This is a genomic window from Falsihalocynthiibacter sp. S25ZX9, assembly GCF_041205405.1.
Taxonomy (GTDB): Bacteria; Pseudomonadota; Alphaproteobacteria; order Rhodobacterales; family Rhodobacteraceae; genus Falsihalocynthiibacter; species Falsihalocynthiibacter arcticus.
This window is the reverse complement of sequence record NZ_JBGFCD010000003.1, coordinates 129195-150649: the sequence shown is the minus strand read 5'-3', so window position 1 is coordinate 150649 and position 21455 is coordinate 129195. Positions and strand designations below refer to the sequence as shown.

Sequence of the window (21455 nt, the reverse complement as noted above, 5' to 3'; positions counted from 1 at the left end):
ACAGCGGTATTTGCAATGTCTGTAGTTGGGTTAGGCACAGCTAAATGTCTGTGGATTGGCCAGATTCGATTTAGCTCCACCTTTCTCACAGAAACGGGGGGGCGTATCGGGCCAAGTAATTTGGCAATAGGCTTTAGGTTCCCAGTATCAACTCGGATTGCCGTACAATGACCTGCGCCTGTTTGATGCTGGCAATATCGACCAAACGTCCCTTAAAAACCGTGGCCCCTTCGCCCTTGGCGGTGGCGGCGTCCATCGCAGCGAGGATTTCACGTGCTTCGGCAACTTGGGCGTCTGAAGGGGTGAAAACCTCATTTGCAATGCCGATTTGTTTGGGATGGATGGCCCATTTCCCAACCATGCCGAGGGTCGCCGAGCGCCGCGCCTGTGCGCGATAGCCCTCATCATCCGAAAAGTCTCCAAACGGGCCATCGACAGGCAAAATCCCATGCGTACGGCACGCTGCAACAATCGCCGCTTGCGCCCAATGCCACGGATCAGACCAATGTTGGACCCCATCGCGCAGCATGTAATAATTTTCCTGCGTGCCACCAATTCCCGTTGTTTGCATCCCCATCGACGCGGCAAAATCGGCGGCGCCAAGGCTCATCGCTTGCAACCGTGGGCTGGAGGCAGCGATTTCTTCGACATGAGAAAGGCCCGCCGCGCTTTCGATGATAACCTCAAAGGAGATCCGTTTGCTGCGGCCTTTCGCGGTTTCAATGGCACTCACGAGGGCGTCGACGGCATAGACATCGGCGGCGCATCCAACCTTGGGGATCATGATTTGATCCAGCCGATTGCCCGCTTGCTCAAGCAAGTCAACTACATCGCGATACCAATAAGGGGTATCAAGGCTGTTGATTCTAACGGATAGTAGCTTATCGCCCCAATCAATGTCCCCAATCGCGGCGATGATATTGGCGCGCGCTACGGCTTTGTCCGCAGGGGCGACGCTGTCTTCAAGATCAAGATTGATCACATCCGCCGCGCTGGCGGCCATTTTTTCAAAGAGCGCGGGCCGCGAGCCGGGGCCGAAAAGCTGACAGCGGTTGGGACGGGCAGGGGCGGTAGGTTGTATGCGAAAACTCATGGGGGCCTCAATGGGTGCGTAAGTTTATTTCAATTGTTTCTTTTGGTTTGGTATATTCTTGCGCGATGGATCGCAAGTCCTTTGTGCAACTGCAGCAATCGCCCGCACATGAAAGGAATCTCCGTATTTCAGATAAGTGTTCGTCATTTCTTTCATACTATTATCATTTGTCGGTGTAATCTTCTAAAATTACGTCGAAATGAGCGAAGCTTGAGAGGAAGTTCCAACCAAAATGAGGGATGCTCCCCCCAACATAGGAGCGCAACATGATTCCCACACCATATCTTCTCTTTCTCGGCGATGCGCCGGACCAACTCGCCACAAAAGTTGCCCAAGGCATAAAAGATTGGCGTCCCGATCACGCCATCGGCCAACTGCGCCTACCAACCTGTAAAGCAGACTTGGGTCTGACGGATATGACATTGGCCGAGGCAAAAGCCGCTGGCGCCAAAACTTTGGTTATTGGTGTGGCCAATCGTGGCGGGGTTATTTCCCCCGCATGGAAAGAAATTCTAATTGCCGCTATTGAGGCGGGCTTTGATATTGCGAGTGGTTTGCACAACTTGTTGCGCCATGAGGCCGATTTGGTGGCCTGCTCTATGGCGCATGGAACAAGTCTGCACGACGTGCGCGTTCCAGGAATCGACTACCCGATTGCAAACGGGGTCAAACGGACGGGCAAACGCGTGCTCGCCGTGGGGACCGATTGCTCGGTTGGTAAAATGTACACAGGTCTTGCGATTGATGCAGAAATGCAAAAGCGCGGGATGAAATCGACATTTCGCGCCACGGGCCAAACCGGTATCTTGATCACAGGACAAGGTATTCCGCTGGACGCCGTTATTGCCGATTTCATGGCGGGGGCGGTTGAATATGTTTCCCCTGACAATGATCCAGACCATTGGGATGTGATTGAGGGGCAGGGCAGTCTGTTCCACGCCTCCTATTCCGGTGTCACAATGGCGCTTATTCATGGCGGCCAGCCCGATGCGATTATCCTTGCACATGAGCCCACCCGTAAACACATGCGCGGCCTTCCAAGCTATACTTTGCCGACGTTGGAAGCCTTGCGCGATATGTGTCTGCCGATTGCACAAGTGGTCAACCCTGCTTGCAAAATTGTGGGTATTTCGGTGAACACGGCCAGCATGAGTGAAGACGAAGCGCGGGCTTATCTGTCTGAACTTGAGGCACGTATGGGCATGCCCGCGGTCGACCCGTTCCGCGACAATGCAGAACGGCTGGTCGATGCGCTTGAAGCTCTATAGGTTGCAAATATGAAAATTACCGTTTCCCCCGATACCTTTGCCTTGGCCGAAGTTTTTACCATTTCGCGCGGCAGTCGCACTCATGCGCATGTTTTGACCGTGCGCATTCAAGATGGCGAGCACGAAGGTTGGGGGGAATGTGTGCCCTATGCGCGGTATGGGGAAACGTTGGAAAACGTCACGGCCCTGATTGAAGGGTTGAAGACTCCCGTTGATCGCAACAGCCTGCAAGAGATGTTGCCCGCAGGCGCGGCGCGAAATGCAGTTGATTGCGCGCTCTGGGACTTGGACGCAAAACGCTCGGGGAAACGGGCATGGGAACTGGCTGGTCTGGACGCACCAAAACCCGAAATTACGGCCTTCACCCTGTCGCTTGCCAGCCCAGAAGAGATGAAATTGTCGGCGGCTAAACACGCGTTTCGCCCGCTTTTGAAAATCAAACTGGGAACGCCAGATGATATGGTGCGCCTTGAAGCCGTTCGGGCGGGTGCCCCGAAATCACGAATTATCGTTGACGCAAACGAAGGGTGGAGCGCAGAAGTTTACAGCGAGCTTGCGCCTCATTTGATCCGTTTGGGTGTTGAGTTGGTCGAACAGCCAATGCCCGCGGGAGAAGACGATATGTTGGCCGAAATTGCACGCCCTTTACCCGTCTGTGCCGACGAAAGTGCGCATGATTGTGCGAGCCTTGCTAGCCTTAAGGGCAAGTACGATGTGGTGAATATCAAACTCGATAAAACCGGTGGTCTGACCGAAGCCCTAAAGCTTAAGAAACAAGCGATTACAGAGGGTTACCGCGTTATGGTGGGCTGTATGGTCGGGAGTAGTTTGGCAATGGCCCCTGCAGTTCTTGTGGCTCAAGGCGCGATGATAACAGACCTTGACGGGCCGCTTTTGTTATCGCAAGACCGTGAGAATGCATTATTTTATGACGACTCAGGCGTGCATCCGTCAACGGCGGCACTCTGGGGATAAGGAGAGAACCATGAGTCGCACTGTCTATGTAAATGGCGAGTATTTGCCAGAAGCTGACGCCAAAATCTCAATTTTCGACCGTGGTTTTTTGATGGCCGATGGCGTTTACGAAGTGACAAGTGTTTTGGACGGCAAATTGCTTGACTTCGCGGGCCATTCCAAACGTCTTGCGCGCTCCCTTGGGGAACTCGATATGGCCCTGCCGATCGAGATGGAGGACCTCCTTGAGGTGCACCGCGAATTGGTGCGCCTGAATGATATCAACGAGGGGATGATCTATTTGCAGGTCACACGCGGCGCACCGAGCGACCGTGATTTTGCCTTCCCAGATCCAGACGAGACCCCTTCAACCATCGTGTTGTTTACCCAGAACAAGCCCGGCCTTGCCGACACACCTGTGGCGAAAAAAGGCATCAAGGTTATCTCGATTGAGGATATCCGCTGGGGGCGTCGTGACATCAAAACGATCCAGCTTCTCTATCCCTCTATGGGCAAGATGATGGCCAAAAAAGCGGGCGTTGATGATGCGTGGATGGTTGAGGATGGCATGGTTACCGAGGGCACCTCCAACAACGCCTATATCGTAAAAAACGGCAAGATCATTACGCGCCACCTCGGCACGGAAATCCTCGCAGGGATTACCCGCAACGCCGTTTTGCGGTTTGCCGAAGAGGCGCAAATGACCGTTGAAGAACGCAGCTTTACCATTGCTGAAGCCCAAGATGCCGACGAAGCCTTCGTGACTTCGGCGAGCACTTTCGTGATGCCTGTGGTCGAGATTGACGGCGCTCAAGTCGGTGCAGGTGTGCCGGGTCCGGTTGCTGTGCGGCTGCGCGAAATCTATCTTGAAGAAAGTCGTAAAGCCGCGATTTAAATCAATAGAAGCCAGCCTGAACCCTCACGCTGGCTTTCTATTTCTTCGCTACATTCTCATCAAATGCTTGTTTGAACGCGGCCTGTTTCTGTGGGGTCGCGTCGGTTTGATGATTGGCTTTCCATTCATCCATCGTCATTCCGTAATATGCCTCGCGGGCCTCGTCTTTGCTCATCTCAATGCCGCGTTCATTGGCGGCTTCTTGCACCCAGCGCGACAGGCAGTTGCGGCAAAAACCCGCCAAATTCATCATGTCGATATTTTGCGCGTCGGTTCTTTGTTCCATAAGATGTGTGCGCAGAGTTCGAAAGGCGGCGGCTTCTAGCTCGAGTTGCGTTTGCGCGTCGATGTCTGGGCGATTGAAATTCATAGGGCACCTATAGTGAAAAATACGGGAACGAAGCCAAATATTAACCGCCTCGAAAGAAAGCGCAACGACACTCACTGTCACAGATGGGTTACAAAAGGCATTTAAAGTGGTCGTGCAGATGGATGTATGGCCCGTTGTGTTTTGAAAAAAAATGGGGCATATAGCGGGCGGCCCACCGAAATTATTTTTTAACACGAGGAATCGACGCCGAATGACACGCGCTCGCAATGTAAAAATCGTGGCCACTTTGGGCCCCGCATCGAATGACTATAAAATGATACGTGCTTTGTTTGAAGCCGGGGCTGACGTATTCCGCTTGAACATGAGCCATGGCGACCACGAAGAAATTCGTAAGCGCCACGAGATCATTCGTCAAATCGAAGAAGATACTGGCAAACCGATTGCGATTTTGGCTGACCTTCAGGGGCCGAAACTGCGCTGTGGCGTTTTTGCCAACGATGGTGGCGAAGAATTGGCCGTAGGCGCTAAGTTCCGCTTCGATCTTTCAGACGCCCCCGGAACCATTGAGCGCGTTCAACTGCCGCACAAAGAGATTTTCCAAGCGCTTGAAGTGGGCTCGACCCTTCTGGTGAACGACGGCAAAATCCGCGTGCGAGTTGAAGCGCGCGGCGAAGATTTCGCCGATTGTGTGGTCGAAGTTGGTGGTACTATCAGCAACCGCAAGGGTGTGAACGTCCCCGACGTGCTTCTCCCATTGGCGGCCTTGTCTGAAAAAGACCGCCGCGATCTGGAATTTGTCTGTGAATTGGGCGTGGATTGGTTGGCCTTGTCGTTCGTACAGCGCCCCGAAGACGTCTTTGAAGCGCGTGAACTGGCCAAGGGCCGTGCGGCTATTCTGTCAAAAATCGAGAAGCCAGCAGCGGTTACCGCGTTTGACAGCATTCTTGCAGTGTCTGACGGGATTATGGTCGCCCGTGGCGATCTGGGCGTTGAATTGCCCGTTCAAAACGTTCCACCAATTCAGAAACGCCTGATTCGTAAGTGCCGCAATGCCGCGAAACCCGTGATCGTTGCCACCCAGATGCTCGAAAGCATGATCGAGAGCCCCGTGCCAACGCGCGCCGAGGTTTCCGATGTTGCGACCGCGATTTACGAAGGTGCCGACGCCATCATGTTGTCCGCCGAATCCGCGGCTGGGGATTTCCCAATCGAAGCGGTGACAACCATGAACAACGTGGCCGTTGAGGTCGAAAGCGACGCGACATACCGCGAAGTGATTGAAGCAAGCCGCAAGTTCAAAGGCGTCTCTATTGCTGACGGTATCGTTGCTGCAGCCCGCGAGATTGCGGAAACGGCCGACATCAAAGCGATTTGTTGCTTCACGCAATCTGGGAATACGGCCCTGTTGGTGGCGCGTGAACGTCCACGTGTTCCAATCATTGCTTTGTCACCCGTTAAGGAGACCTTGCGTCGCCTTTGCTTGAGCTGGGGCATGAATTGCTTCAACTCTGACAACGTGGATCGCTTCAAAATGGCCGTGATCGCAGCGGCTCGGGCTGCGCGTGCTTCTGGTCTCGCAACTGAGAACGATTCGATCGTCGTGACAGCGGGTGTTCCGTTCAATGTGCGTGGTTCAACCAATATTCTACGCGTCGCACCTTGTGATGAACGGTTGATTTTGAACATCGATCCTGAATAGACTACTCTAAAGAGTAGTCTTTGGAGGGGTCTATGGATCCAGATCTTTTTCTAGTCATCGGTCTTTTGATCGGCGGATTTACCATTCCGCCGATCATAGGTGCCATATTTGATGGGCGCCCCCCTCGGACACCCGCAGTTTTGGTCGTGATCGCGGGCGGCATGATTGCCTTCGCGGTCATTCAAAAGCCCGGAGGGTATGTCATCCAAGACATCCCTGGAGTCTTCTCCCACGTCATCGGAAAATACCTGTAACACATGTTTTGGGCTTGCCCCTCTGGAGAATGCGTCCTATACGACGCGCTCTTACTGCGTGACCGGCCGAAAGTGGCATGCCGAGTCGCGTTTACACCGAATTCAAATAGGAGACGGAAATGCCCAAGATGAAGACAAAGTCGAGCTGCAAAAAGCGGTTCAAAGTTACGGCCAATGGCCTTGTAGTTGGAGGTCAAGCTGGCAAACGCCACGGCATGATCAAACGTTCCAACAAATTCCTGCGCAATGCGCGCGGTACCACAGTTTTGTCGGCTCCTGATGCGAAAATCATCAAGACGATGATGCCGTACGCTCGTTAAGGAGAATCTGATATGCCCCGCGTAACATCTGGTAAGGTAACTCACCGTCGCCACAAAAAAGTCGTCGACGCCGCTAAAGGTTTTTACGGCCGTCGTAAAAATCTTTTCAAAACAGCCACACAGGCCGTCGACAAAGCAAACCAGTACGCCACACGTGACCGTAAAGTCCGTAAGCGTAACTTCCGTGCGCTTTGGATCCAACGGATCAACGCTGCCGTGCGTGCTCACGACGAAACACTAACATATTCGCGCTTCATCAATGGCCTTTCGTTGGCTGGCATCGAAGTGGACCGTAAGGTTCTCGCCGATCTCGCCGTACACGAGCCAGAAGCGTTTACAGCGATCGTTGAAAAAGCCCAAGCCGCTCTGGCTTAAGGCGTAACGCTCGCGAAGACTTCTCGAACCGAGAAGAAAATTTGAAGCCGCGGGCCTGTGATGGGTCGGCGGCTTCTTGCGTTTAACCCCCGATGTGATAGCACGGCGGGGGACAGAATAGGGGTCAGGCATGGACGATCTTCGGCAGAAATTTCTTGAGGCAATCTCCTCGGCAACCAATGAGGCAACCCTCGAAGACTTGCGGGTCTCTGCGGTGGGCAAGAAGGGCGAAATCAGCCTGAAAATGCGCGAATTGGGTAAAATGACACCCGAGGAACGCCAAACAGCTGGCCCCGCGCTCAATGCTCTCAAGGACGAGGTAAATTCGGCACTGGCCGCTAAAAAAGAAGCCTTGGGCGACGCTGCACTTGATGCGCGCTTGAAGGGCGAGTGGCTCGACGTGACTTTGCCCGCGCGTGGTCGCCCAGCAGGCACAATCCATCCTGTCTCGCAGGTCACAGAAGAAGTGATCGCGATTTTCGCGGATATGGGGTTTGCCGTTGCCGAAGGCCCGCAGATCGAGAATGATTTTTATAATTTCGATGCCCTCAACATTCCGCCGCACCACCCCGCGCGGCAGGAATTTGATACGTTTTATATGCACCGCGATGCCGATGACGAGCGCGCGCCTCACGTGCTGCGCACGCATACGAGCCCCGTTCAAATCCGCGAGATGGAAAAAACCGGTGCGCCGATCCGCGTGATTGCGCCAGGTCGCGTGTATCGTTCGGATTACGACCAGACCCACACGCCGATGTTCCACCAGATCGAAGGCATGGCCATTGGCAAAGATATTTCTATGGCCAATCTGAAATGGGTGCTTGAGGAATTTTTCGCGGCCTTCTTTGAAATCGACGGTATTAAAACCCGTTTCCGCGCCAGCCATTTTCCTTTCACGGAACCCTCCGCAGAAGTCGATATCCAATGTAGCTGGGTCGATGGGCAATTGCGCATCGGTGAAGGCGACGGCTGGATGGAAGTGCTGGGTTCTGGCATGATGCACCCTAAAGTTTTGGCCGCGGGCGGCGTTGATCCCGACAAGTATCAAGGCTTTGCCTTTGGTATGGGGATCGACCGCATTGCGATGCTGAAATACGGCATCCCAGATTTGCGCGCCTTCTTTGACAGCGACCTGCGCTGGTTGCGGCACTATGGTTTCAGCGCGCTAGACATGCCGTCACTGGCGGGAGGTTTGAGCAAATGAACGATCACACTGAGAACCTAAACGACACATACCCCGGGGCTGGAACCTATTGTTTTGGCGAGAGTAAAGCCGACAGCGAGGCGCAACTAACGCTGGTGCGTGCGGGGACCAAACGTCTGGATTGCGCGGCTTTGGCGGAATTTGGCGGCGACAAAGACGCGCTCCCTAAAGTGGGCCGTTGCGATATCGCGACCGAATGGAATGGCGCACCAGCCCTCGTCACCAAGACCACAAAAGTCGAGCAGCACCGCTTTTGCGATGTGACGTGGGAGTTGGCGATGGACGAGGGCATGGGCAACAGCCTTGCCGATTGGAAAGCCTATCGTTCCGCATATTTTGGCCGCAACGGCGGTTTTGACCCTGAAATGATGTTGGTGTTCGAACGCTTTGACGTCGTTGAAGATTTGGCAGGGCGTGGGATCACGCCAACAAAGGATTAATCATGAAATTCACGCTTTCTTGGCTTAAAACGCATCTCGAAACCGACGCGCCGCTCGATGACATCCTTTATGCTCTGACCGATCTTGGACTTGAAGTTGAAGAGGTGACGGACCCCGCAGCAAAGCTTGCCGACTTTAGATTGGGCAAGGTCGTCAAGGCCGAGAAACACCCCGATGCGGATAAATTGCGCATCTGTACGGTGGCCACCGCCGATGGCGAAACCCAGATCATTTGCGGCGCGCCAAACGCCCGCGAAGGCATCACTGTGGTCGTTGCCAAGCCGGGCACCTATATTCCGGGGTTGGATATTACAATTCAAGTTGGAAAAATTCGCGGCATCGAGAGCTTTGGCATGATGTGTTCTGAGCGTGAGATGGAACTCTCCGAGGAGCACGACGGCATTATCGAGCTTCCCGAAGGGGAAGTTGGCGACCGTTTCATCGACTATTTGGCCAAGGTTGATCCCGCCAAAGTGGACCCGATGATCGAAATTGCCATTACGCCAAACCGCCCTGATGCGCTTGGTATTCGGGGGATCGCCCGCGACCTCGCCGCGCGTGGCCTTGGCGTCTTGAAACCCGCACCTGTAGCAAAGGTTGAGGGTACATTCGACAGTCCGATCACCGTGTCGATTGATGAGGATACGCGGGCCGAGGGCTGTGAAGTTTTCATGGGTCGCATGATCCGCGGTGTGAAAAATGGCCCGAGTCCGAAGTGGCTGCAGGATCAACTTCTTGCCATCGGCCTGCGGCCTATTTCGATTCTTGTCGATGTGACGAACTTCTTTACCTATGATCAAAACCGTCCGCTTCATGTTTTCGATGCCGATAAGGTACACGGAAATTTACGGGTGCATCGCGCCAAGGGCGGCGAAACCATCGTGGCCTTGGACGACAAAACTTATGAATTGCAAGCTGGTATGGTTGTGATTTCCGACGACAATCAGATCGAGAGCATCGCCGGAATTATGGGCGGACTTGAGAGTGGTTGCACCGAGGAAACCGTAAATGTTTTCCTAGAGGCAGCTGTCTGGGAAACCATTCAGATCGCCAAAACTGGACGGGCGCTTAAGATTAATTCCGATGCCCGCTATCGTAATGAACGGGGCATTGATCCAGCCTTCAACGCGCCCGCCATTGAGCTAGCGACCCAGATGATTTTGGACCTATGCGGTGGTGAAGCGAGCCATGTTGTGACTGCGGGGGAAGTTCCAGATGTAAGCCGCGCTTACAAATTGGATACGGATCGCGTGCAAAGTTTGGTCGGCATGGAGATTGCGCCCGAAGTTCAACGTGCGAGCCTTGAGGCTTTAGGGTTTGTGCTGCAAGGCGACATGGCTTGGGTGCCCAGCTGGCGGCCCGACGTCCTTGGGAGCGCGGATCTGGTCGAAGAAGTCGCGCGTATTGCGTCGCTTACCAAGCTTGAAGGGCGCCCGATGGCGCGTGCAACCGTTGGTGTTCCTGGCCCGATTCTGACACCGATGCACCGCCGCGAAAGCATGGCGCGTCGCACGGCGGCGGCGCTTGGGTACAACGAATGTGTGACCTATAGTTTTATCGACAAAGCAAGCGCCGAACTCTTTGGCGGCGGGTCGAATGCAACGATGTTGGCCAATCCGATCTCCTCTGAAATGAGCCACATGCGGCCTGACCTTTTAGCGGGCTTGATGCAAGCTGCCGCCCGCAATCAAGCGCGTGGCGTTGCCGATTTGGCCTTGTTTGAGGTCGGTCCGGCGTTCCACGGCGGCGAACCCGAAGAGCAACACATTCAGGTCGCAGGCCTTTTGGTCGGAGCGACAGGGCCCAAAGACGTGCACGGCGAACGCCGCATGGTCGATGTGTTCGACGCAAAAGCCGATGCCGAAGCTATCTTGGCCAGTATTGGCGCTCCAACGCGTGTTCAGATTTTACGCGGAAAAAATAGCTGGTGGCATCCGGGGCGCAACGGAAGCATTTGCCTTGGCCCCAAGAAAATTATGGCCAGCTTTGGTCAGGTTCACCCAAAAACGCTTGAGAAAATGGGGATCAACGGCACGGCCGTAGCATTCACAGTCTACCTTGAACAGCCGCCGTTCCCGCGCAAAACCAAGGCCACACGTGCGGCGCTTGTTGCCAGTGACCTGCAAGCGGTTGAGCGCGATTTTGCTTTCGTTGTGGACACATCGGTTGAGGCCCTGACATTGGTCAATGCTGCGGCCAGCGCGGATAAGGTGCTGATCTCGGACGTCATATTGTTTGATGAATTCACCGGCGAAAAAGCTGAATCCCAAATGGGCGCGGGTAAAAAATCGCTTGCGATTACGGTGCGCTTGCAACCGACCGACGCGACATTGAAGGTGAAGGAAATCGAAGAAATTTCGGCCAAAATATTGGAAAAGGTCGAAAAAGCGACGGGCGGCGTTCTGCGCAGCTAGCTTAAGGGAGCGTTGACATGAGTTTTAAAGTCTATCTTTCGGGGGAAATCCATTCGGATTGGCGCGCGGAAATCATTGCGGGGGCTGAGGGTTTGAACATTGAGTTCTCCTCCCCTGTGACGGACCACGGCGCCAGCGACGATTGCGGCGTGGCAATTATGGGCGCGGAAACTGACAAGTTTTGGCACGACCATAAGGGCGCAAAACTCAACGCTATTCGGACCCGCAAGGCCATCTCAGAAGCCGACGTTGTTGTGGTGCGGTTTGGTGAGAATTATCGCCAGTGGAATGCTGCCTTTGATGCGGGTTTTGCCGCGGCCCTCGGAAAATCCTTGGTCGTGATGCATGGCGCGGACCACCAACATGCGCTCAAAGAAGTGGATGCTGCGGCTCTTGCTGTGATCGAAACGCCTCAGCAAGTGATCGAAATTCTGCGCTATGTTCTGACCGGCAGCTTGCCGAAGTAAACTGTCGTTGCTGATCTAGAACGGAACCGAAAAATCTTAGTGCTCGAGCTGAGGCACAAATGTTTAAACTTAGGGGAAATAAAATGTTTAAAGAATTTAAAGATTTCATCGCCAAGGGCAACGTCATGGACATGGCGGTCGGGATTATAATTGGGGCGGCGTTCACGGCGATTGTAAAATCACTTGTGACCGATTTGATCAATCCAATCATCGGATTGTTCACTGGCGGGGTGGATTTCACCAACAAATTTTTCGTGCTTTCGGGCGGCGCTGAGGGCGCGAGTTATGCGACGCTCGAAGCCGCGCGTGAAGCGGGCGCGGGTACATTTGCATACGGGGCCTTCGTCATGGCCGTGATCAATTTCCTGATTATTGCCTATGTTGTCTTTTTACTGGTGCGCAGCGTTAACAAGATCAAGGATGCTAGCGTGAAGGCGGAGGCGGCGGCGGAAGAAGCGCCCGCAGGCCCAACAGATATCGAACTCTTGGTAGAAATTCGCGACGCACTCGTCAAAAAATAGGTTCGTCGAAATTAAAAAATGGCCCGCATAAATTTAGCGGGCCATTTCTGTCTATTTGATCGCCAAAGCTGGCGACAAAACATCAATCCCAAGCGCTTTGCCGACCGCGTAATAGGTCAATTGTCCGGCGTGGACGTTCAGGCCATTCAGCAAGTGCGGATCATCGGTACAGGCCTGTTTCCAGCCTTTGTCAGCCAAGGCGAGAAGGAACGGTAACGTCGCATTCCCAAGGGCGATAGTGGACGTGCGCGCCACAGCTCCTGGCATGTTGGCAACGCAGTAGTGCATGATGCCATCGACTTCATAAATCGGGTCTTGGTGGGTCGTTGCGTGACTTGTTTCAAAACAACCGCCTTGGTCAATCGCAACATCCACGATAGCAGCGCCGGGTTTCATCGTCGAAAGCTGAGCGCGGCTGATAAGTTTTGGTGCTGCGGCACCGGGAACGAGGACGGCACCGATGACCATGTCAGCATGGGTCACCAAGTCAGCAGTATTCCCAGCTGTCGCGTAGGCGTTTTTGAAGGTGCCACCAAAGACGTCATCAAGATAGCGCAGGCGTGGCAGGGAGCGGTCCAGAACCGTCACATCCGCGCCCATTCCAGCAGCAATCCGCGCCGCGTGGGTGCCAACGACACCGCCGCCAATGACCACAACGCGGGCGGGCGAAACTCCCGGAACACCACCCATCAACACGCCGCGCCCGCCATTTGCTTTTTGCAGAGTCCATGCGCCGACTTGCGGGGCCAAGCGACCCGCGACTTCGGACATTGGCGCAAGCAGGGGCAACCCGCCCGCGGCGTCAGTTACGGTCTCATAGGCGATGGCTGTGCAGCCACTGGCCAAGAGGTCACGCGTTTGTTCGGGGTCGGGGGCAAGGTGAAGGTATGTAAAGAGAACTTGGCCTTCGCGCAGCATTTTACGCTCAACGGATTGGGGCTCTTTGACCTTTACGATCATATCAGAAAGGGCGAAAATTTCGGCGGCGGTGTCTTTTATTTCGACACCAGCATCGACATAATCTGTATCGGTGAAACCGGACCCAATGCCAGCGTCGGTTTCCACCAAAACACGATGGCCGTGTTGGATCGCTTCGCGCGCGGCGTTTGGGGTTATTCCAACCCTAAATTCTTGGGGTTTGATCTCTTTTGGGCATCCGATTAGCATGGGTTCTCCTCCGTTTGAAGTTAGAGTTTGCGCCTTTCTCAACGCAATTGTTTTGAATTCTCTTCGTTGATCGGATAAGCTTTGGGATAATTCTACGGAAATGGCCGATAAAATTCGAAGGAATCTGCGGAATAATGAAATTAGACAGTATAGATCGTCGAATTTTGGAGGTGCTCCAAAAGCAAGGTCGTATAACGAATGCTGAGTTGTCAGAGCGGATCAATCTCTCCCCCTCGGCATGCCATCGGCGGGTTCAGCACCTCGAGGCGGAGGGGTACATTCGGGATTACGTCGCGCTTCTTGATCCGCGTAAAGTTGGGCGGCAGACTACCGTTTTTGTGGAAATTACTCTCTCTGGGCAGACCGACGAAGTTTTGGATGCATTTGAGAAAGCCGTGACGCGGATTCCCGATGTTTTGGAATGCCATTTGATGGCAGGGACGGCGGATTACATGCTGAAGGTTGTTGCCCACGACACCGAAGATTTTGCGCAAATCCATCGTCGTCATTTGGCGCGCTTGCCGGGTGTGGCGCAAATGCAGAGTAACTTTGCGCTTCGAACGGTATTTAAAACCACGGCGCTTCCGGTTTAACTCCAATCGGTTACGTGCACTGGGGAGGAAACGGGGTGTCCGCCTCTTCGCTTTCGTTGAATCAGGTGGTATCGTTTTAACCAGCTATCTGGTTTTGGGTTTGCATAAAGGCCCAAGACTTTGCCTAATTGTATGGCGGGAGCAAAGGGCAAGACTGCAAGGAGTGTGTGATGTCGGAACAGTTATTGAAAACCAAAGAGGCTCTGCTGGAAGCAGCTTTGCCGCATGTTGTCTTCGACGGTTGGAGCACGGCGACGCTGGCTGAAGCGGCGTTGGACGCGGGCATTTCGCCCGAAGACGCACAGGCCGCCTATCCGCGTGGCGGGGTTGATTTGGCGATTGCGTTTCACAAAGCGGGCGACGCGATGATGTTGGAGCGGCTGGCCGCTGCGGATATGTCGAACCTACGTTTTCGCGACAAAATTTCCGCCGCCGTTCGCTATCGCATTGAAGCCGTCACGGACAAGGAGGCGGTACGCAAAGGTAGCGCGCTTTTTGCACTTCCCCAGAATGCAGCCGATGGGTCGAAACTTGTTTGGGGCACGTGTGATGCAATTTGGAACGCCCTTGGCGACACGTCGGACGATGTGAATTGGTACACAAAACGCGCAACACTATCAGGTGTTTATGCGTCGACCGTGCTGTATTGGTTGGGTGATGACGGCGAGGGAAATACCGCGACATGGGAGTTCTTGGATCGTCGGATCGACAATGTGATGCAGATCGAAAAGTTTAAAGCTTCGGTGCGAAAAAACCCGATTTTTAGCAAGCTTATGGCCGGGCCTGCGAAAGTTCTCTCGGGTATTCGCGCGCCGCATGCTGCGGTGAAGCGCGATGATTTGCCGGGGCACTGGTCACCCAAAGACGTAACCTAAGTGAGACAGAATGAATGAAGTAAACACGATGCGGGCGATGGAAATATCTACGCCTGGCGGTCCGGAAGTTCTGCGCGAAACACGTCGGCCAATGCCGATTGCGCGCGCGGGAGAGGTTGTCATTCGGCTGGCCTATGCGGGGGTCAATCGCCCCGATGCGCTGCAACGGGCAGGGCTCTATAATCCTCCAGCGACCGCCAGCGATTTACCCGGGCTTGAGGGGGCAGGCGAGGTCGTCGCACTTGGGGCTGGAGTGACTTCAGTTGCGCTGGATGATTCTGTTTGTGCGCTTTTACCGGGGGGAGGGTATGCGGAATACGCCACTTGCCCTGCGGCGCATTGCCTCCCTGTTCCGGCGGGTTTGACCCTTAAACAGGCGGCCTGTTTGCCCGAAACGTTTTTTACGGTTTGGAGCAATGTGTTTTTACGTGGAGGCCTCAAGGCGGGCGAGCGGTTTTTGGTCCACGGCGGCAGCTCGGGTATCGGGACGGTCGCAATCCAACTTGCCAAGGCGCGGGGCGCGCGGGTGTTTACGACTGCTGGATCCGCCGAGAAATGCGCTGCCTGTACTGCCTTAGGGGCTGAGCGTGCGATGAATTATCGCGAGGTCGATTTTGCCAAAGAGATACGGGAGATTGGCGGCGCGGATGTCATTTTGGACATGGTCGGAGGCGACTACCTTCAACGCAACATCAACGCGCTGGCGGATGATGGGCGCTTGGTTCAGATCGCGTTCCTGCAAGGCTTCAAGCAGGAGGTGAACTTCATGCAAATCATGACGCGCCGCCTGACGTTGACGGGCAGCACGTTGCGACCCCAAAGTGACCGCGCAAAGGCGCGGATAGCAGAAGATTTAAAGGCCGAAGTTTGGCCGCTTTTGGCGGCAGAAGCGATTTTCCCCGTTATGGACCAAGAATTCGATCTGGTGGACGCCGCCAAGGCGCATATGCGAATGGAGTCTTCCCAACATATTGGAAAGATTGTTTTAAAAGTAACCGGTTAACATCACATTCCATTCCTGAATATCTCTAGCGGATTGGTGCAATTCCTGCGTCTTCATGGCGGCAGTCAAGGATAACATCCGCTCCACAGAGACGTGGGCTAAGAGCTTTATCAAGGCAAACCCGCGCCTCTTGAAGGTGGTTTTTTTTGCAAGTGATCGTAATTTGATCGGCGGTAAGCTGAGGATTGGACTGTAAAAACGCACCCTCAATTTCCCGCGCAGGCAGGCTTACGGTTTCCTTGATTTCTCGAAAGACCGGCGGCTTTAAAACGGCCTCGAAAGCCTCCCTGGAAGCCAAGAAATAGTCTTCAGGGGAGAGGTTGGAGCAGGTGCCGTGCTTTTCCCATTCATGCTTGGCAAGTCCTGACGATCCCATAATATCAATCATCGATGTGGCGAGGGCATTGGACGGGCGTTTGTAAGATGTTGGGCAGTCTCTAGGCCATCCATTCTCAAATTGCGGCCAGAGCCCGTGCAGGGTCCAGCCATAGTCATGGCTGGAGTCGCATTGTTCACTTCCTTTGGCGTCCCCTTCAAGTTTGCACCAATTGGGTGACCAGCTTAGCGCTAGCACATAGTAATCAAAATCAACAGAAGACTCGTTTTTTGTGACGATTTGAGCCCATAAATAGGCACTGATAGCAGCCACAATCAGCGCAAAACCAATCTTTCGCATTTTCTCTTTCCTCTTTTGGTTGCGCACAGTATATACAGCTTAAGTTCCCCTTCAATGAGAGCCCGCCCGAATGAGGGTCGCCCCTTCCAGGGCTTAGGGAAGATATGTTCTGGGGATGTTGTATAGGAGAAGATCATGGCCAAACCAATTATGGCACGCGCAACCGCAGTATGGTTGGTAGACAACACAACGCTGACCTTTAAACAGGTTGCAGATTTTTGCGAATTCCACGAGTTGGAAGTTCAGGGCATTGCCGATGGCGATGTTGCGACCGGCGTAAAAGGGTTCGACCCGATTGCCAATAATCAGCTGACCGCCGAAGAAATCCAACGCGGCGAGGGCAACCCTCTCTATAAGCTAAAATTGAAATTCCTTGCCTCCGCTGTTGGCGAAGAAAAGCGTCGCGGTCCGCGTTATACGCCTTTGTCCAAACGCCAAGATCGTCCGGCGTCAATCCTTTGGCTGGTGAAGTTCCACCCCGAATTGACCGACGGTCAGGTGAGCAAGCTTGTTGGTACAACCAAGCCAACAATTCAGGCAATCCGCGAGCGCACACACTGGAACATCGGGAATATTCAACCAATCGATCCCGTTGCTCTTGGCTTGTGTAAACAAGTTGAACTCGACTTCGAAGTTCAGAAAGCTGCCGCAAAACGCGCCAAAGAAGGCGATGTCATGAGTGACGATGAGCGCCGCAAATTGGTGTCCACCGAACAGAGCCTCGGCGTCGCGAACGCCCCGCGCGTTTCCTCTGCAATCGAAGAGCTGTCAACATTCAGCTTCTCTACCGATCCACGTGATGAGGAAGAAGCTGAGGCGGTTCCGGATAAGGATACTTTCTTTAATCTTCCCGAAAGCGGTACGGACGACGAGCAGCCATAAGCCTAGATATCATTACAGAAAAAGGCCCCTGCACCGATGGTGTGGGGGCCTTTTTTGTATTCAGGTCATAAATTTAAAACTGTTTGCGCGCTTTGAACGCGGCCTGAATCGTACCATCGTCGAGATAGTCCAATTCACCACCAATCGGAACGCCCTGTGCCAGCGATGTGACCGATACGTGCGTTAAATGCTCCGCGATATAATGCGCCGTGGTTTGCCCGTCGACCGTCACATTGAGCGCCAGCACGACTTCTGTAATACCCTCGGCTCGAATGCGTTCCAAAAGCTTGGGAATCCGAAGCTCTTCCGGCCCAACGGCATCAAGGGCCGAAAGCGTTCCGCCCAAAACATGATAGCGCCCACCAAAGGCCTGCCCGCGTTCCATTGCCCAAAGATCAGCGACGTCTTCGACGATACAAAGTTGACCTGTGGCCCGCTTTTCGTTCGCGCAAATGTCACAGCGGTCCTGCGTGCCGATATTGCCGCAATTCACGCATTCCCGCGCTGTTGCCGCCACATTCTGGAGGGCGTTCGCGAGGGGCGTCATAACCAGTGCGCGTTTTTTAATGAGATGTAAAACCGCACGTCGCGCCGAACGCGGGCCAAGCCCTGGGAGCTTGGCCATAAGGTTAATTAAATGTTCTATTTCGCGCGTGCTGTCGTCCATTTCGGATTAAAACGGCAGTTTCATGCCCTCGGGCAGCCCAAGGCCCTCGGTCAATTTTGCCATCTCGCTTTGGCTGCGTTCGCTGGCTTTTGCTTGTGCGTCTTTGATGGCTGCAAGGATCAAATCTTCAACAACCTCTTTCTCGCTCGGATCGAAAATCTTGGGGTCAATATCGAGTCCTGTAAGTTCGCCCTTAGCCGTTGCCGTTGCCTTCACAAGCCCCGCGCCGCTTTCGCCAACCACAGTGATGCTCGCTAAACCGTCTTGCATTTCGGCCATTTTCGACTGCATTTCTTGTGCGGCCTTCATCATTTTAGCCATGTCGCCCATTTGGCCTAAACCTTTGAACATTTTGATATCTCCTTGGTGTGTTCTCTGTAGATGGGGCTCTTTAGAGCTGTGTACAACCTAGCTGTCCTCAAAGGGATCCCATTCGTCCTCAACCTCTGGGAGTGCGCTAGAGGCAGCCTCCGCTGCGAGTTCTTTCAAGGTGCGAATGCTGGTAATTTTTGCGCCCGGAAATTGGGTGACCACGGCTTGCACCAACGGGTGCGCTTGCGCCTCCGTGCGAACGGCAAGCATCTCGGCGTCGCGAATTTCAGCAATCGTCGCCGCGCCGCCTTCGTTAACTAATGTCACCGTCCAGCGCGCACCCGTCCAAAGTTGCAATTGTTGTCCAAGCCGTTGCGCGAGGTCACGCGGCGAGTTTTCGGTGGGTTGGAACTCGATCCGACCCGGCGCGTAGTTTGCCAAGCGCATGGTGGTTTCGATTTCGATCAGGAGCTTTACATCGCGGTGGCTTCGGATGAGTTCAAGGATGGTTTCGAATTGGCCAAAACGGGCGAGAACCGCATCAGGCGCTCCAAGCGCAGTTGCGCCGCCGCCTGCCACCATTTGCGTGGTGTTGCCGCCATGAGTGGCGGTGGGCTGGCTGGCATTTGTGGTCGTCGAGGATGCTTGACGGCCACCGCCTGACGGGCCGCCATTGGGCTGCATTGGGGGCGGCGTCGCATCTTGCAGACGTTTGACAAGGTCACCGGGGCTGGGAAGGTCTGCGACGTGCGTGAGGCGAATGACGGCCATTTCGGCGGCCATCATCGCGTTGGGCGCGGCGGCAACTTCTTCGAGCGCTTTCAGCAGCATTTGCCACATACGTGTCATTACCCGCATCGGCAGTTTTTCCGCCATTGCTTGACCGCGCATCCGCTCGTCGGGGGAAACTGTGGGGTCTTCGGCGGCCTCGGGGGTGATTTTTATCACCGAAACCCAATGGGTAATCTCTGCCAGATCGCGCAAAACGGCCATCGGATCGGCCCCGTCGCCATATTGCCCAGAAAGCTCAGTCATCGCTGCGGCGGCATCGCCCCGCACGATCATGTCAAACAGATCAAGGACGCGTCCACGATCGGCAAGGCCCAACATCGCACGGACTTGGTCGGCGGTGGTTTCGCCCGCACCGTGGGCAATCGCCTGATCAAGGAGTGAGGTAGCGTCGCGCGCCGACCCTTCGGATGCCCGTGTGATCAAAGCTAGCGCGTCATCGGAAATCTCGGCATTCTCGGCCTTGGCGATTTTGCGCATCAAGGCGATCATCACCTCAGGCTCAATTCGGCGCAGGTCAAACCGTTGGCAGCGCGAAAGAACCGTGACGGGAACCTTGCGAATTTCGGTGGTGGCGAAGATGAATTTGACGTGTGCGGGCGGCTCTTCGAGGGTTTTAAGCAACGCGTTAAACGCGCTGGTCGAGAGCATGTGCACCTCATCGATGATATAGATTTTGTAACGGGCAGAGGCGGCGCGATAGGCAACACTTTCGATGATTTCGCGGATGTCGTTTACGCCCGTCCGACTCGCCGCATCCATTTCCATGACGTCCACGTGACGCCCTTCCATGATCGCGATGCAGTTTTCGCAAACGCCACAGGGCTCGGTGGTTGGGCCGCCATCGCCATTGGGGCCGATGCAATTCATGCCCTTGGCTATAATCCGCGCCGTGGTGGTTTTACCCGTGCCGCGAATACCTGTCATCACAAAGGCTTGCGCGATGCGGTTGGCTTCGAAGGCGTTTTTGAGGGTACGCACCATGGGCTCTTGGCCCACGAGATCGGCAAAAACTTCGGGGCGGTATTTGCGCGCCAAGACTTGATAGCCGCTGTCTTTTGCAGAACCGGATTCTGTTTCGCTCATGTCACCCTCATTTCGTTATGCGTAGGTTAATGGCAGGCTTGCCCGACGTCCAGCGCCGCGCCGTCATTTGTTTGAAATGGCGGGCGAGGTTGCGTTGTCGGGCAAGCCTTAAAAGCTAGTCGCCGTCAACCTTCCGATTGCGCAATTGCTTGGCGGTTTTGTGCATCTTCACCATTGTGCGTGAGCGTTTGCGGGTTTGGGCCACGGTTTCCACCTGCAACGAGTCTTCGCGTTGTAGCTTTTGCCAGCGTTTCAAACGATCTGGGTCCAATTCGCCTGACTTGACTGCCTTTTGAACCGCACAACCCGGCTCGCCCTCGTGGGCACAATCGCGGAATTTACAGGAGTCAGCATACTGCATAACGTCCTGAAATACGGTGTTAATCCCCTCGGAGGCGTCAAACAGCCCGAATTCCCGCATGCCGGGTGTATCCAGCAACCATCCGCCACCTTGAATGCGATGCAATGCGCGCGAGGTCGTGGTGTGACGGCCACGCGCATCGTCTTCGCGGATTTCTGCGGTCGCTTGGGTTGTGCCCGCGATGCCGTTGGTAATTGTGGTTTTCCCAACGCCTGAGGACCCCAGAAGCGCGATCGTTTGCCGCGGTCCGCACCATAGCGCGAGGCGTTTCAGGTCTTCTGGATCATGGGCGTTGATCGCGAGTGCGACTTGTCCCAACGACAGTTTTTCCGCCCGCGCCACATAATCCGCCGCGTCTTCGGCGTTATCGGCCTTGGTCGCGATGATGACGGGCGTGGTTCCTGCCTCGAACGCCATGGAAATAAAGCGTTCAATGCGCGCCTCATTAAAGTCGGCGTTGCAGGAGGTGACGATAAAAAGCGTGTCCACATTTGCGGCCACAAGCTGTTTGCGTAGGTCTGGCCCCGCCGCACGCCGCGTAAGGCAGGAGCGACGATCCAGCACACGCACGATCCGCGCAATATCACCATCCACCAATATCCAGTCACCTACCGCCACGTCGCCGGACGTAATGTGGGAGGGAAACACAAGCAGGTGCGCATCCGTTGTCGAAAGCGCACGTATTTTGCTGCGGTGGACTTCGGAAATGCGCATCGGCGTCAAGCCTGCGTCTTCATCGGTAAGTTGAGATTGAAAATCCTCGGCCCAGCCGAGATCTTCGAGAGTAGTTTCAAGGGTCATTGTTTTGC

At 54.6% G+C, this 21455-nt stretch carries 24 protein-coding genes; 16 read left to right on the top strand and 8 right to left on the bottom strand.

Features of this window, described 5'->3' with window-relative positions; translation table 11 throughout:
* Nucleotides 1-133 precede the first annotated feature (133 nt).
* Complete coding sequence (locus AB9F29_RS04830; RefSeq protein ID WP_369754789.1) at nt 134-1093, bottom strand: L-malyl-CoA/beta-methylmalyl-CoA lyase; 960 nt, start codon at nt 1091-1093, stop codon at nt 134-136.
* Between the two features lie 266 nt (nt 1094-1359).
* Between AB9F29_RS04830 and dgcN the strand changes: the two genes are divergently transcribed.
* From dgcN to AB9F29_RS04815, 3 genes are read left to right on the top strand one after another with little or no spacing between them, the layout of a single operon-like run.
* A complete protein-coding gene (dgcN, locus tag AB9F29_RS04825) occupies nt 1360-2361 on the top strand; it encodes an N-acetyltransferase DgcN (protein ID WP_039001858.1) in 1002 nt (333 codons plus the stop codon).
* A gap of 9 nt (nt 2362-2370) precedes the next feature.
* The gene (dgcA, locus tag AB9F29_RS04820) at nt 2371-3336 is read left to right on the top strand and encodes an N-acetyl-D-Glu racemase DgcA (protein ID WP_369754788.1); all 966 of its coding nucleotides are present in this window, start codon (nt 2371-2373) and stop codon (nt 3334-3336) included.
* 10 nt (nt 3337-3346) lie between these two features.
* Nucleotides 3347-4210, top strand: coding sequence for a D-amino-acid transaminase (locus AB9F29_RS04815; protein WP_369754787.1), 864 nt, complete (start codon nt 3347-3349; stop codon nt 4208-4210).
* Nucleotides 4211-4247: 37 nt separating this feature from the next.
* Here AB9F29_RS04815 and AB9F29_RS04810 read toward each other — a convergent pair whose 3' ends face one another.
* Complete coding sequence (locus AB9F29_RS04810; RefSeq protein WP_369754786.1) at nt 4248-4580, bottom strand: DUF1244 domain-containing protein; 333 nt, start codon at nt 4578-4580, stop codon at nt 4248-4250.
* Between the two features lie 211 nt (nt 4581-4791).
* Here AB9F29_RS04810 and pyk point away from each other — a divergent pair, with 211 nt between their 5' ends.
* From pyk to mscL, 9 genes are all read left to right on the top strand, one after another.
* On the top strand, nt 4792-6240 hold the full coding sequence (gene pyk, locus AB9F29_RS04805) for a pyruvate kinase (protein WP_335583738.1): 1449 nt from the start codon (nt 4792-4794) through the stop codon (nt 6238-6240).
* Nucleotides 6241-6272: 32 nt separating this feature from the next.
* Complete coding sequence (locus AB9F29_RS04800) at nt 6273-6494, top strand: hypothetical protein (protein WP_369754785.1); 222 nt, start codon at nt 6273-6275, stop codon at nt 6492-6494.
* A gap of 119 nt (nt 6495-6613) precedes the next feature.
* The gene (gene rpmI, locus AB9F29_RS04795; RefSeq protein WP_039001863.1) at nt 6614-6814 is read left to right on the top strand and encodes a 50S ribosomal protein L35; all 201 of its coding nucleotides are present in this window, start codon (nt 6614-6616) and stop codon (nt 6812-6814) included.
* A gap of 12 nt (nt 6815-6826) precedes the next feature.
* Nucleotides 6827-7189 (top strand): 50S ribosomal protein L20, encoded by a 363-nt coding sequence (rplT, locus tag AB9F29_RS04790; protein ID WP_039001864.1) that lies wholly within the window; start codon nt 6827-6829, stop codon nt 7187-7189.
* Between the two features lie 130 nt (nt 7190-7319).
* Complete coding sequence (pheS, locus tag AB9F29_RS04785) at nt 7320-8393, top strand: phenylalanine--tRNA ligase subunit alpha (RefSeq protein WP_369754784.1); 1074 nt, start codon at nt 7320-7322, stop codon at nt 8391-8393.
* A complete protein-coding gene (locus AB9F29_RS04780) occupies nt 8390-8833 on the top strand; it encodes an ASCH domain-containing protein (RefSeq protein ID WP_039001866.1) in 444 nt (147 codons plus the stop codon). The genes pheS and AB9F29_RS04780 overlap by 4 nt, the downstream gene beginning before the upstream one ends.
* Before the next feature lie 2 nt (nt 8834-8835).
* Nucleotides 8836-11247, top strand: a complete 2412-nt coding sequence (gene pheT / locus AB9F29_RS04775; RefSeq protein WP_369754783.1) for a phenylalanine--tRNA ligase subunit beta — start codon at nt 8836-8838, stop codon at nt 11245-11247.
* A gap of 17 nt (nt 11248-11264) precedes the next feature.
* Nucleotides 11265-11714 carry a YtoQ family protein gene (locus AB9F29_RS04770; protein ID WP_335583735.1) on the top strand — a complete coding sequence of 150 codons (450 nt, stop codon included), beginning with the start codon at nt 11265-11267 and terminating at the stop codon, nt 11712-11714.
* A gap of 83 nt (nt 11715-11797) precedes the next feature.
* Nucleotides 11798-12235: a large conductance mechanosensitive channel protein MscL gene (gene mscL / locus AB9F29_RS04765; protein WP_335583734.1), complete on the top strand. Its 438-nt coding sequence runs from the start codon at nt 11798-11800 to the stop codon at nt 12233-12235.
* Between the two features lie 51 nt (nt 12236-12286).
* Here mscL and ald read toward each other — a convergent pair whose 3' ends face one another.
* On the bottom strand, nt 12287-13402 hold the full coding sequence (ald, locus tag AB9F29_RS04760) for an alanine dehydrogenase (protein ID WP_335583733.1): 1116 nt from the start codon (nt 13400-13402) through the stop codon (nt 12287-12289).
* A gap of 134 nt (nt 13403-13536) precedes the next feature.
* Here ald and AB9F29_RS04755 point away from each other — a divergent pair, with 134 nt between their 5' ends.
* From AB9F29_RS04755 to AB9F29_RS04745, 3 genes are all read left to right on the top strand, one after another.
* Nucleotides 13537-13995 carry an Lrp/AsnC family transcriptional regulator gene (locus AB9F29_RS04755; protein WP_039001871.1) on the top strand — a complete coding sequence of 153 codons (459 nt, stop codon included), beginning with the start codon at nt 13537-13539 and terminating at the stop codon, nt 13993-13995.
* 170 nt (nt 13996-14165) lie between these two features.
* The gene (locus tag AB9F29_RS04750; protein ID WP_369754782.1) at nt 14166-14870 is read left to right on the top strand and encodes a COQ9 family protein; all 705 of its coding nucleotides are present in this window, start codon (nt 14166-14168) and stop codon (nt 14868-14870) included.
* Between the two features lie 10 nt (nt 14871-14880).
* A complete protein-coding gene (locus AB9F29_RS04745; RefSeq protein WP_369754781.1) occupies nt 14881-15873 on the top strand; it encodes an NAD(P)H-quinone oxidoreductase in 993 nt (330 codons plus the stop codon).
* A 25-nt stretch (nt 15874-15898) separates the two neighbouring features.
* Here AB9F29_RS04745 and AB9F29_RS04740 read toward each other — a convergent pair whose 3' ends face one another.
* The gene (locus AB9F29_RS04740; protein WP_369754780.1) at nt 15899-16549 is read right to left on the bottom strand and encodes a ribonuclease T; all 651 of its coding nucleotides are present in this window, start codon (nt 16547-16549) and stop codon (nt 15899-15901) included.
* A gap of 135 nt (nt 16550-16684) precedes the next feature.
* On the opposite strand from AB9F29_RS04740, the gene AB9F29_RS04735 reads away from it, so the two are divergent.
* On the top strand, nt 16685-17431 hold the full coding sequence (locus tag AB9F29_RS04735) for a cell cycle transcriptional regulator TrcR (protein ID WP_335583729.1): 747 nt from the start codon (nt 16685-16687) through the stop codon (nt 17429-17431).
* A gap of 73 nt (nt 17432-17504) precedes the next feature.
* On the opposite strand, the gene recR is transcribed toward AB9F29_RS04735, so the two are convergent.
* The 4 genes from recR to rsgA all read right to left on the bottom strand — a co-directional run bounded on the left by recR (nt 17505) and on the right by rsgA (nt 21447).
* On the bottom strand, nt 17505-18098 hold the full coding sequence (recR, locus tag AB9F29_RS04730; protein ID WP_335583728.1) for a recombination mediator RecR: 594 nt from the start codon (nt 18096-18098) through the stop codon (nt 17505-17507).
* A 6-nt stretch (nt 18099-18104) separates the two neighbouring features.
* Nucleotides 18105-18449 carry a YbaB/EbfC family nucleoid-associated protein gene (locus AB9F29_RS04725; RefSeq protein WP_039001877.1) on the bottom strand — a complete coding sequence of 115 codons (345 nt, stop codon included), beginning with the start codon at nt 18447-18449 and terminating at the stop codon, nt 18105-18107.
* Between the two features lie 57 nt (nt 18450-18506).
* Complete coding sequence (locus tag AB9F29_RS04720; RefSeq protein WP_369754779.1) at nt 18507-20285, bottom strand: DNA polymerase III subunit gamma/tau; 1779 nt, start codon at nt 20283-20285, stop codon at nt 18507-18509.
* A gap of 115 nt (nt 20286-20400) precedes the next feature.
* Nucleotides 20401-21447 carry a ribosome small subunit-dependent GTPase A gene (gene rsgA, locus AB9F29_RS04715; RefSeq protein WP_369754778.1) on the bottom strand — a complete coding sequence of 349 codons (1047 nt, stop codon included), beginning with the start codon at nt 21445-21447 and terminating at the stop codon, nt 20401-20403.
* Between the last annotated feature and the right edge of the window lie 8 nt (nt 21448-21455).

Coding starts and splice junctions, on each gene's coding strand:
- ald (WP_335583733.1), bottom strand. CDS start 13,402: ATGCTAATCGGATGCCCAAAAGAGATCAAACCCCAAGAATTTAGGGTT.
- pheT (WP_369754783.1), top strand. CDS start 8,836: ATGAAATTCACGCTTTCTTGGCTTAAAACGCATCTCGAAACCGACGCG.
- AB9F29_RS04755 (WP_039001871.1), top strand. CDS start 13,537: ATGAAATTAGACAGTATAGATCGTCGAATTTTGGAGGTGCTCCAAAAG.
- AB9F29_RS04745 (WP_369754781.1), top strand. CDS start 14,881: ATGAATGAAGTAAACACGATGCGGGCGATGGAAATATCTACGCCTGGC.
- rsgA (WP_369754778.1), bottom strand. CDS start 21,447: ATGACCCTTGAAACTACTCTCGAAGATCTCGGCTGGGCCGAGGATTTT.
- rplT (WP_039001864.1), top strand. CDS start 6,827: ATGCCCCGCGTAACATCTGGTAAGGTAACTCACCGTCGCCACAAAAAA.
- AB9F29_RS04740 (WP_369754780.1), bottom strand. CDS start 16,549: ATGCGAAAGATTGGTTTTGCGCTGATTGTGGCTGCTATCAGTGCCTAT.
- dgcN (WP_039001858.1), top strand. CDS start 1,360: ATGATTCCCACACCATATCTTCTCTTTCTCGGCGATGCGCCGGACCAA.
- dgcA (WP_369754788.1), top strand. CDS start 2,371: ATGAAAATTACCGTTTCCCCCGATACCTTTGCCTTGGCCGAAGTTTTT.
- rpmI (WP_039001863.1), top strand. CDS start 6,614: ATGCCCAAGATGAAGACAAAGTCGAGCTGCAAAAAGCGGTTCAAAGTT.
- AB9F29_RS04800 (WP_369754785.1), top strand. CDS start 6,273: ATGGATCCAGATCTTTTTCTAGTCATCGGTCTTTTGATCGGCGGATTT.
- AB9F29_RS04735 (WP_335583729.1), top strand. CDS start 16,685: ATGGCCAAACCAATTATGGCACGCGCAACCGCAGTATGGTTGGTAGAC.
- mscL (WP_335583734.1), top strand. CDS start 11,798: ATGTTTAAAGAATTTAAAGATTTCATCGCCAAGGGCAACGTCATGGAC.
- AB9F29_RS04725 (WP_039001877.1), bottom strand. CDS start 18,449: ATGTTCAAAGGTTTAGGCCAAATGGGCGACATGGCTAAAATGATGAAG.
- recR (WP_335583728.1), bottom strand. CDS start 18,098: ATGGACGACAGCACGCGCGAAATAGAACATTTAATTAACCTTATGGCC.
- AB9F29_RS04815 (WP_369754787.1), top strand. CDS start 3,347: ATGAGTCGCACTGTCTATGTAAATGGCGAGTATTTGCCAGAAGCTGAC.
- AB9F29_RS04750 (WP_369754782.1), top strand. CDS start 14,166: ATGTCGGAACAGTTATTGAAAACCAAAGAGGCTCTGCTGGAAGCAGCT.
- AB9F29_RS04810 (WP_369754786.1), bottom strand. CDS start 4,580: ATGAATTTCAATCGCCCAGACATCGACGCGCAAACGCAACTCGAGCTA.
- AB9F29_RS04780 (WP_039001866.1), top strand. CDS start 8,390: ATGAACGATCACACTGAGAACCTAAACGACACATACCCCGGGGCTGGA.
- AB9F29_RS04720 (WP_369754779.1), bottom strand. CDS start 20,285: ATGAGCGAAACAGAATCCGGTTCTGCAAAAGACAGCGGCTATCAAGTC.
- AB9F29_RS04770 (WP_335583735.1), top strand. CDS start 11,265: ATGAGTTTTAAAGTCTATCTTTCGGGGGAAATCCATTCGGATTGGCGC.
- pheS (WP_369754784.1), top strand. CDS start 7,320: ATGGACGATCTTCGGCAGAAATTTCTTGAGGCAATCTCCTCGGCAACC.
- AB9F29_RS04830 (WP_369754789.1), bottom strand. CDS start 1,093: ATGAGTTTTCGCATACAACCTACCGCCCCTGCCCGTCCCAACCGCTGT.
- pyk (WP_335583738.1), top strand. CDS start 4,792: ATGACACGCGCTCGCAATGTAAAAATCGTGGCCACTTTGGGCCCCGCA.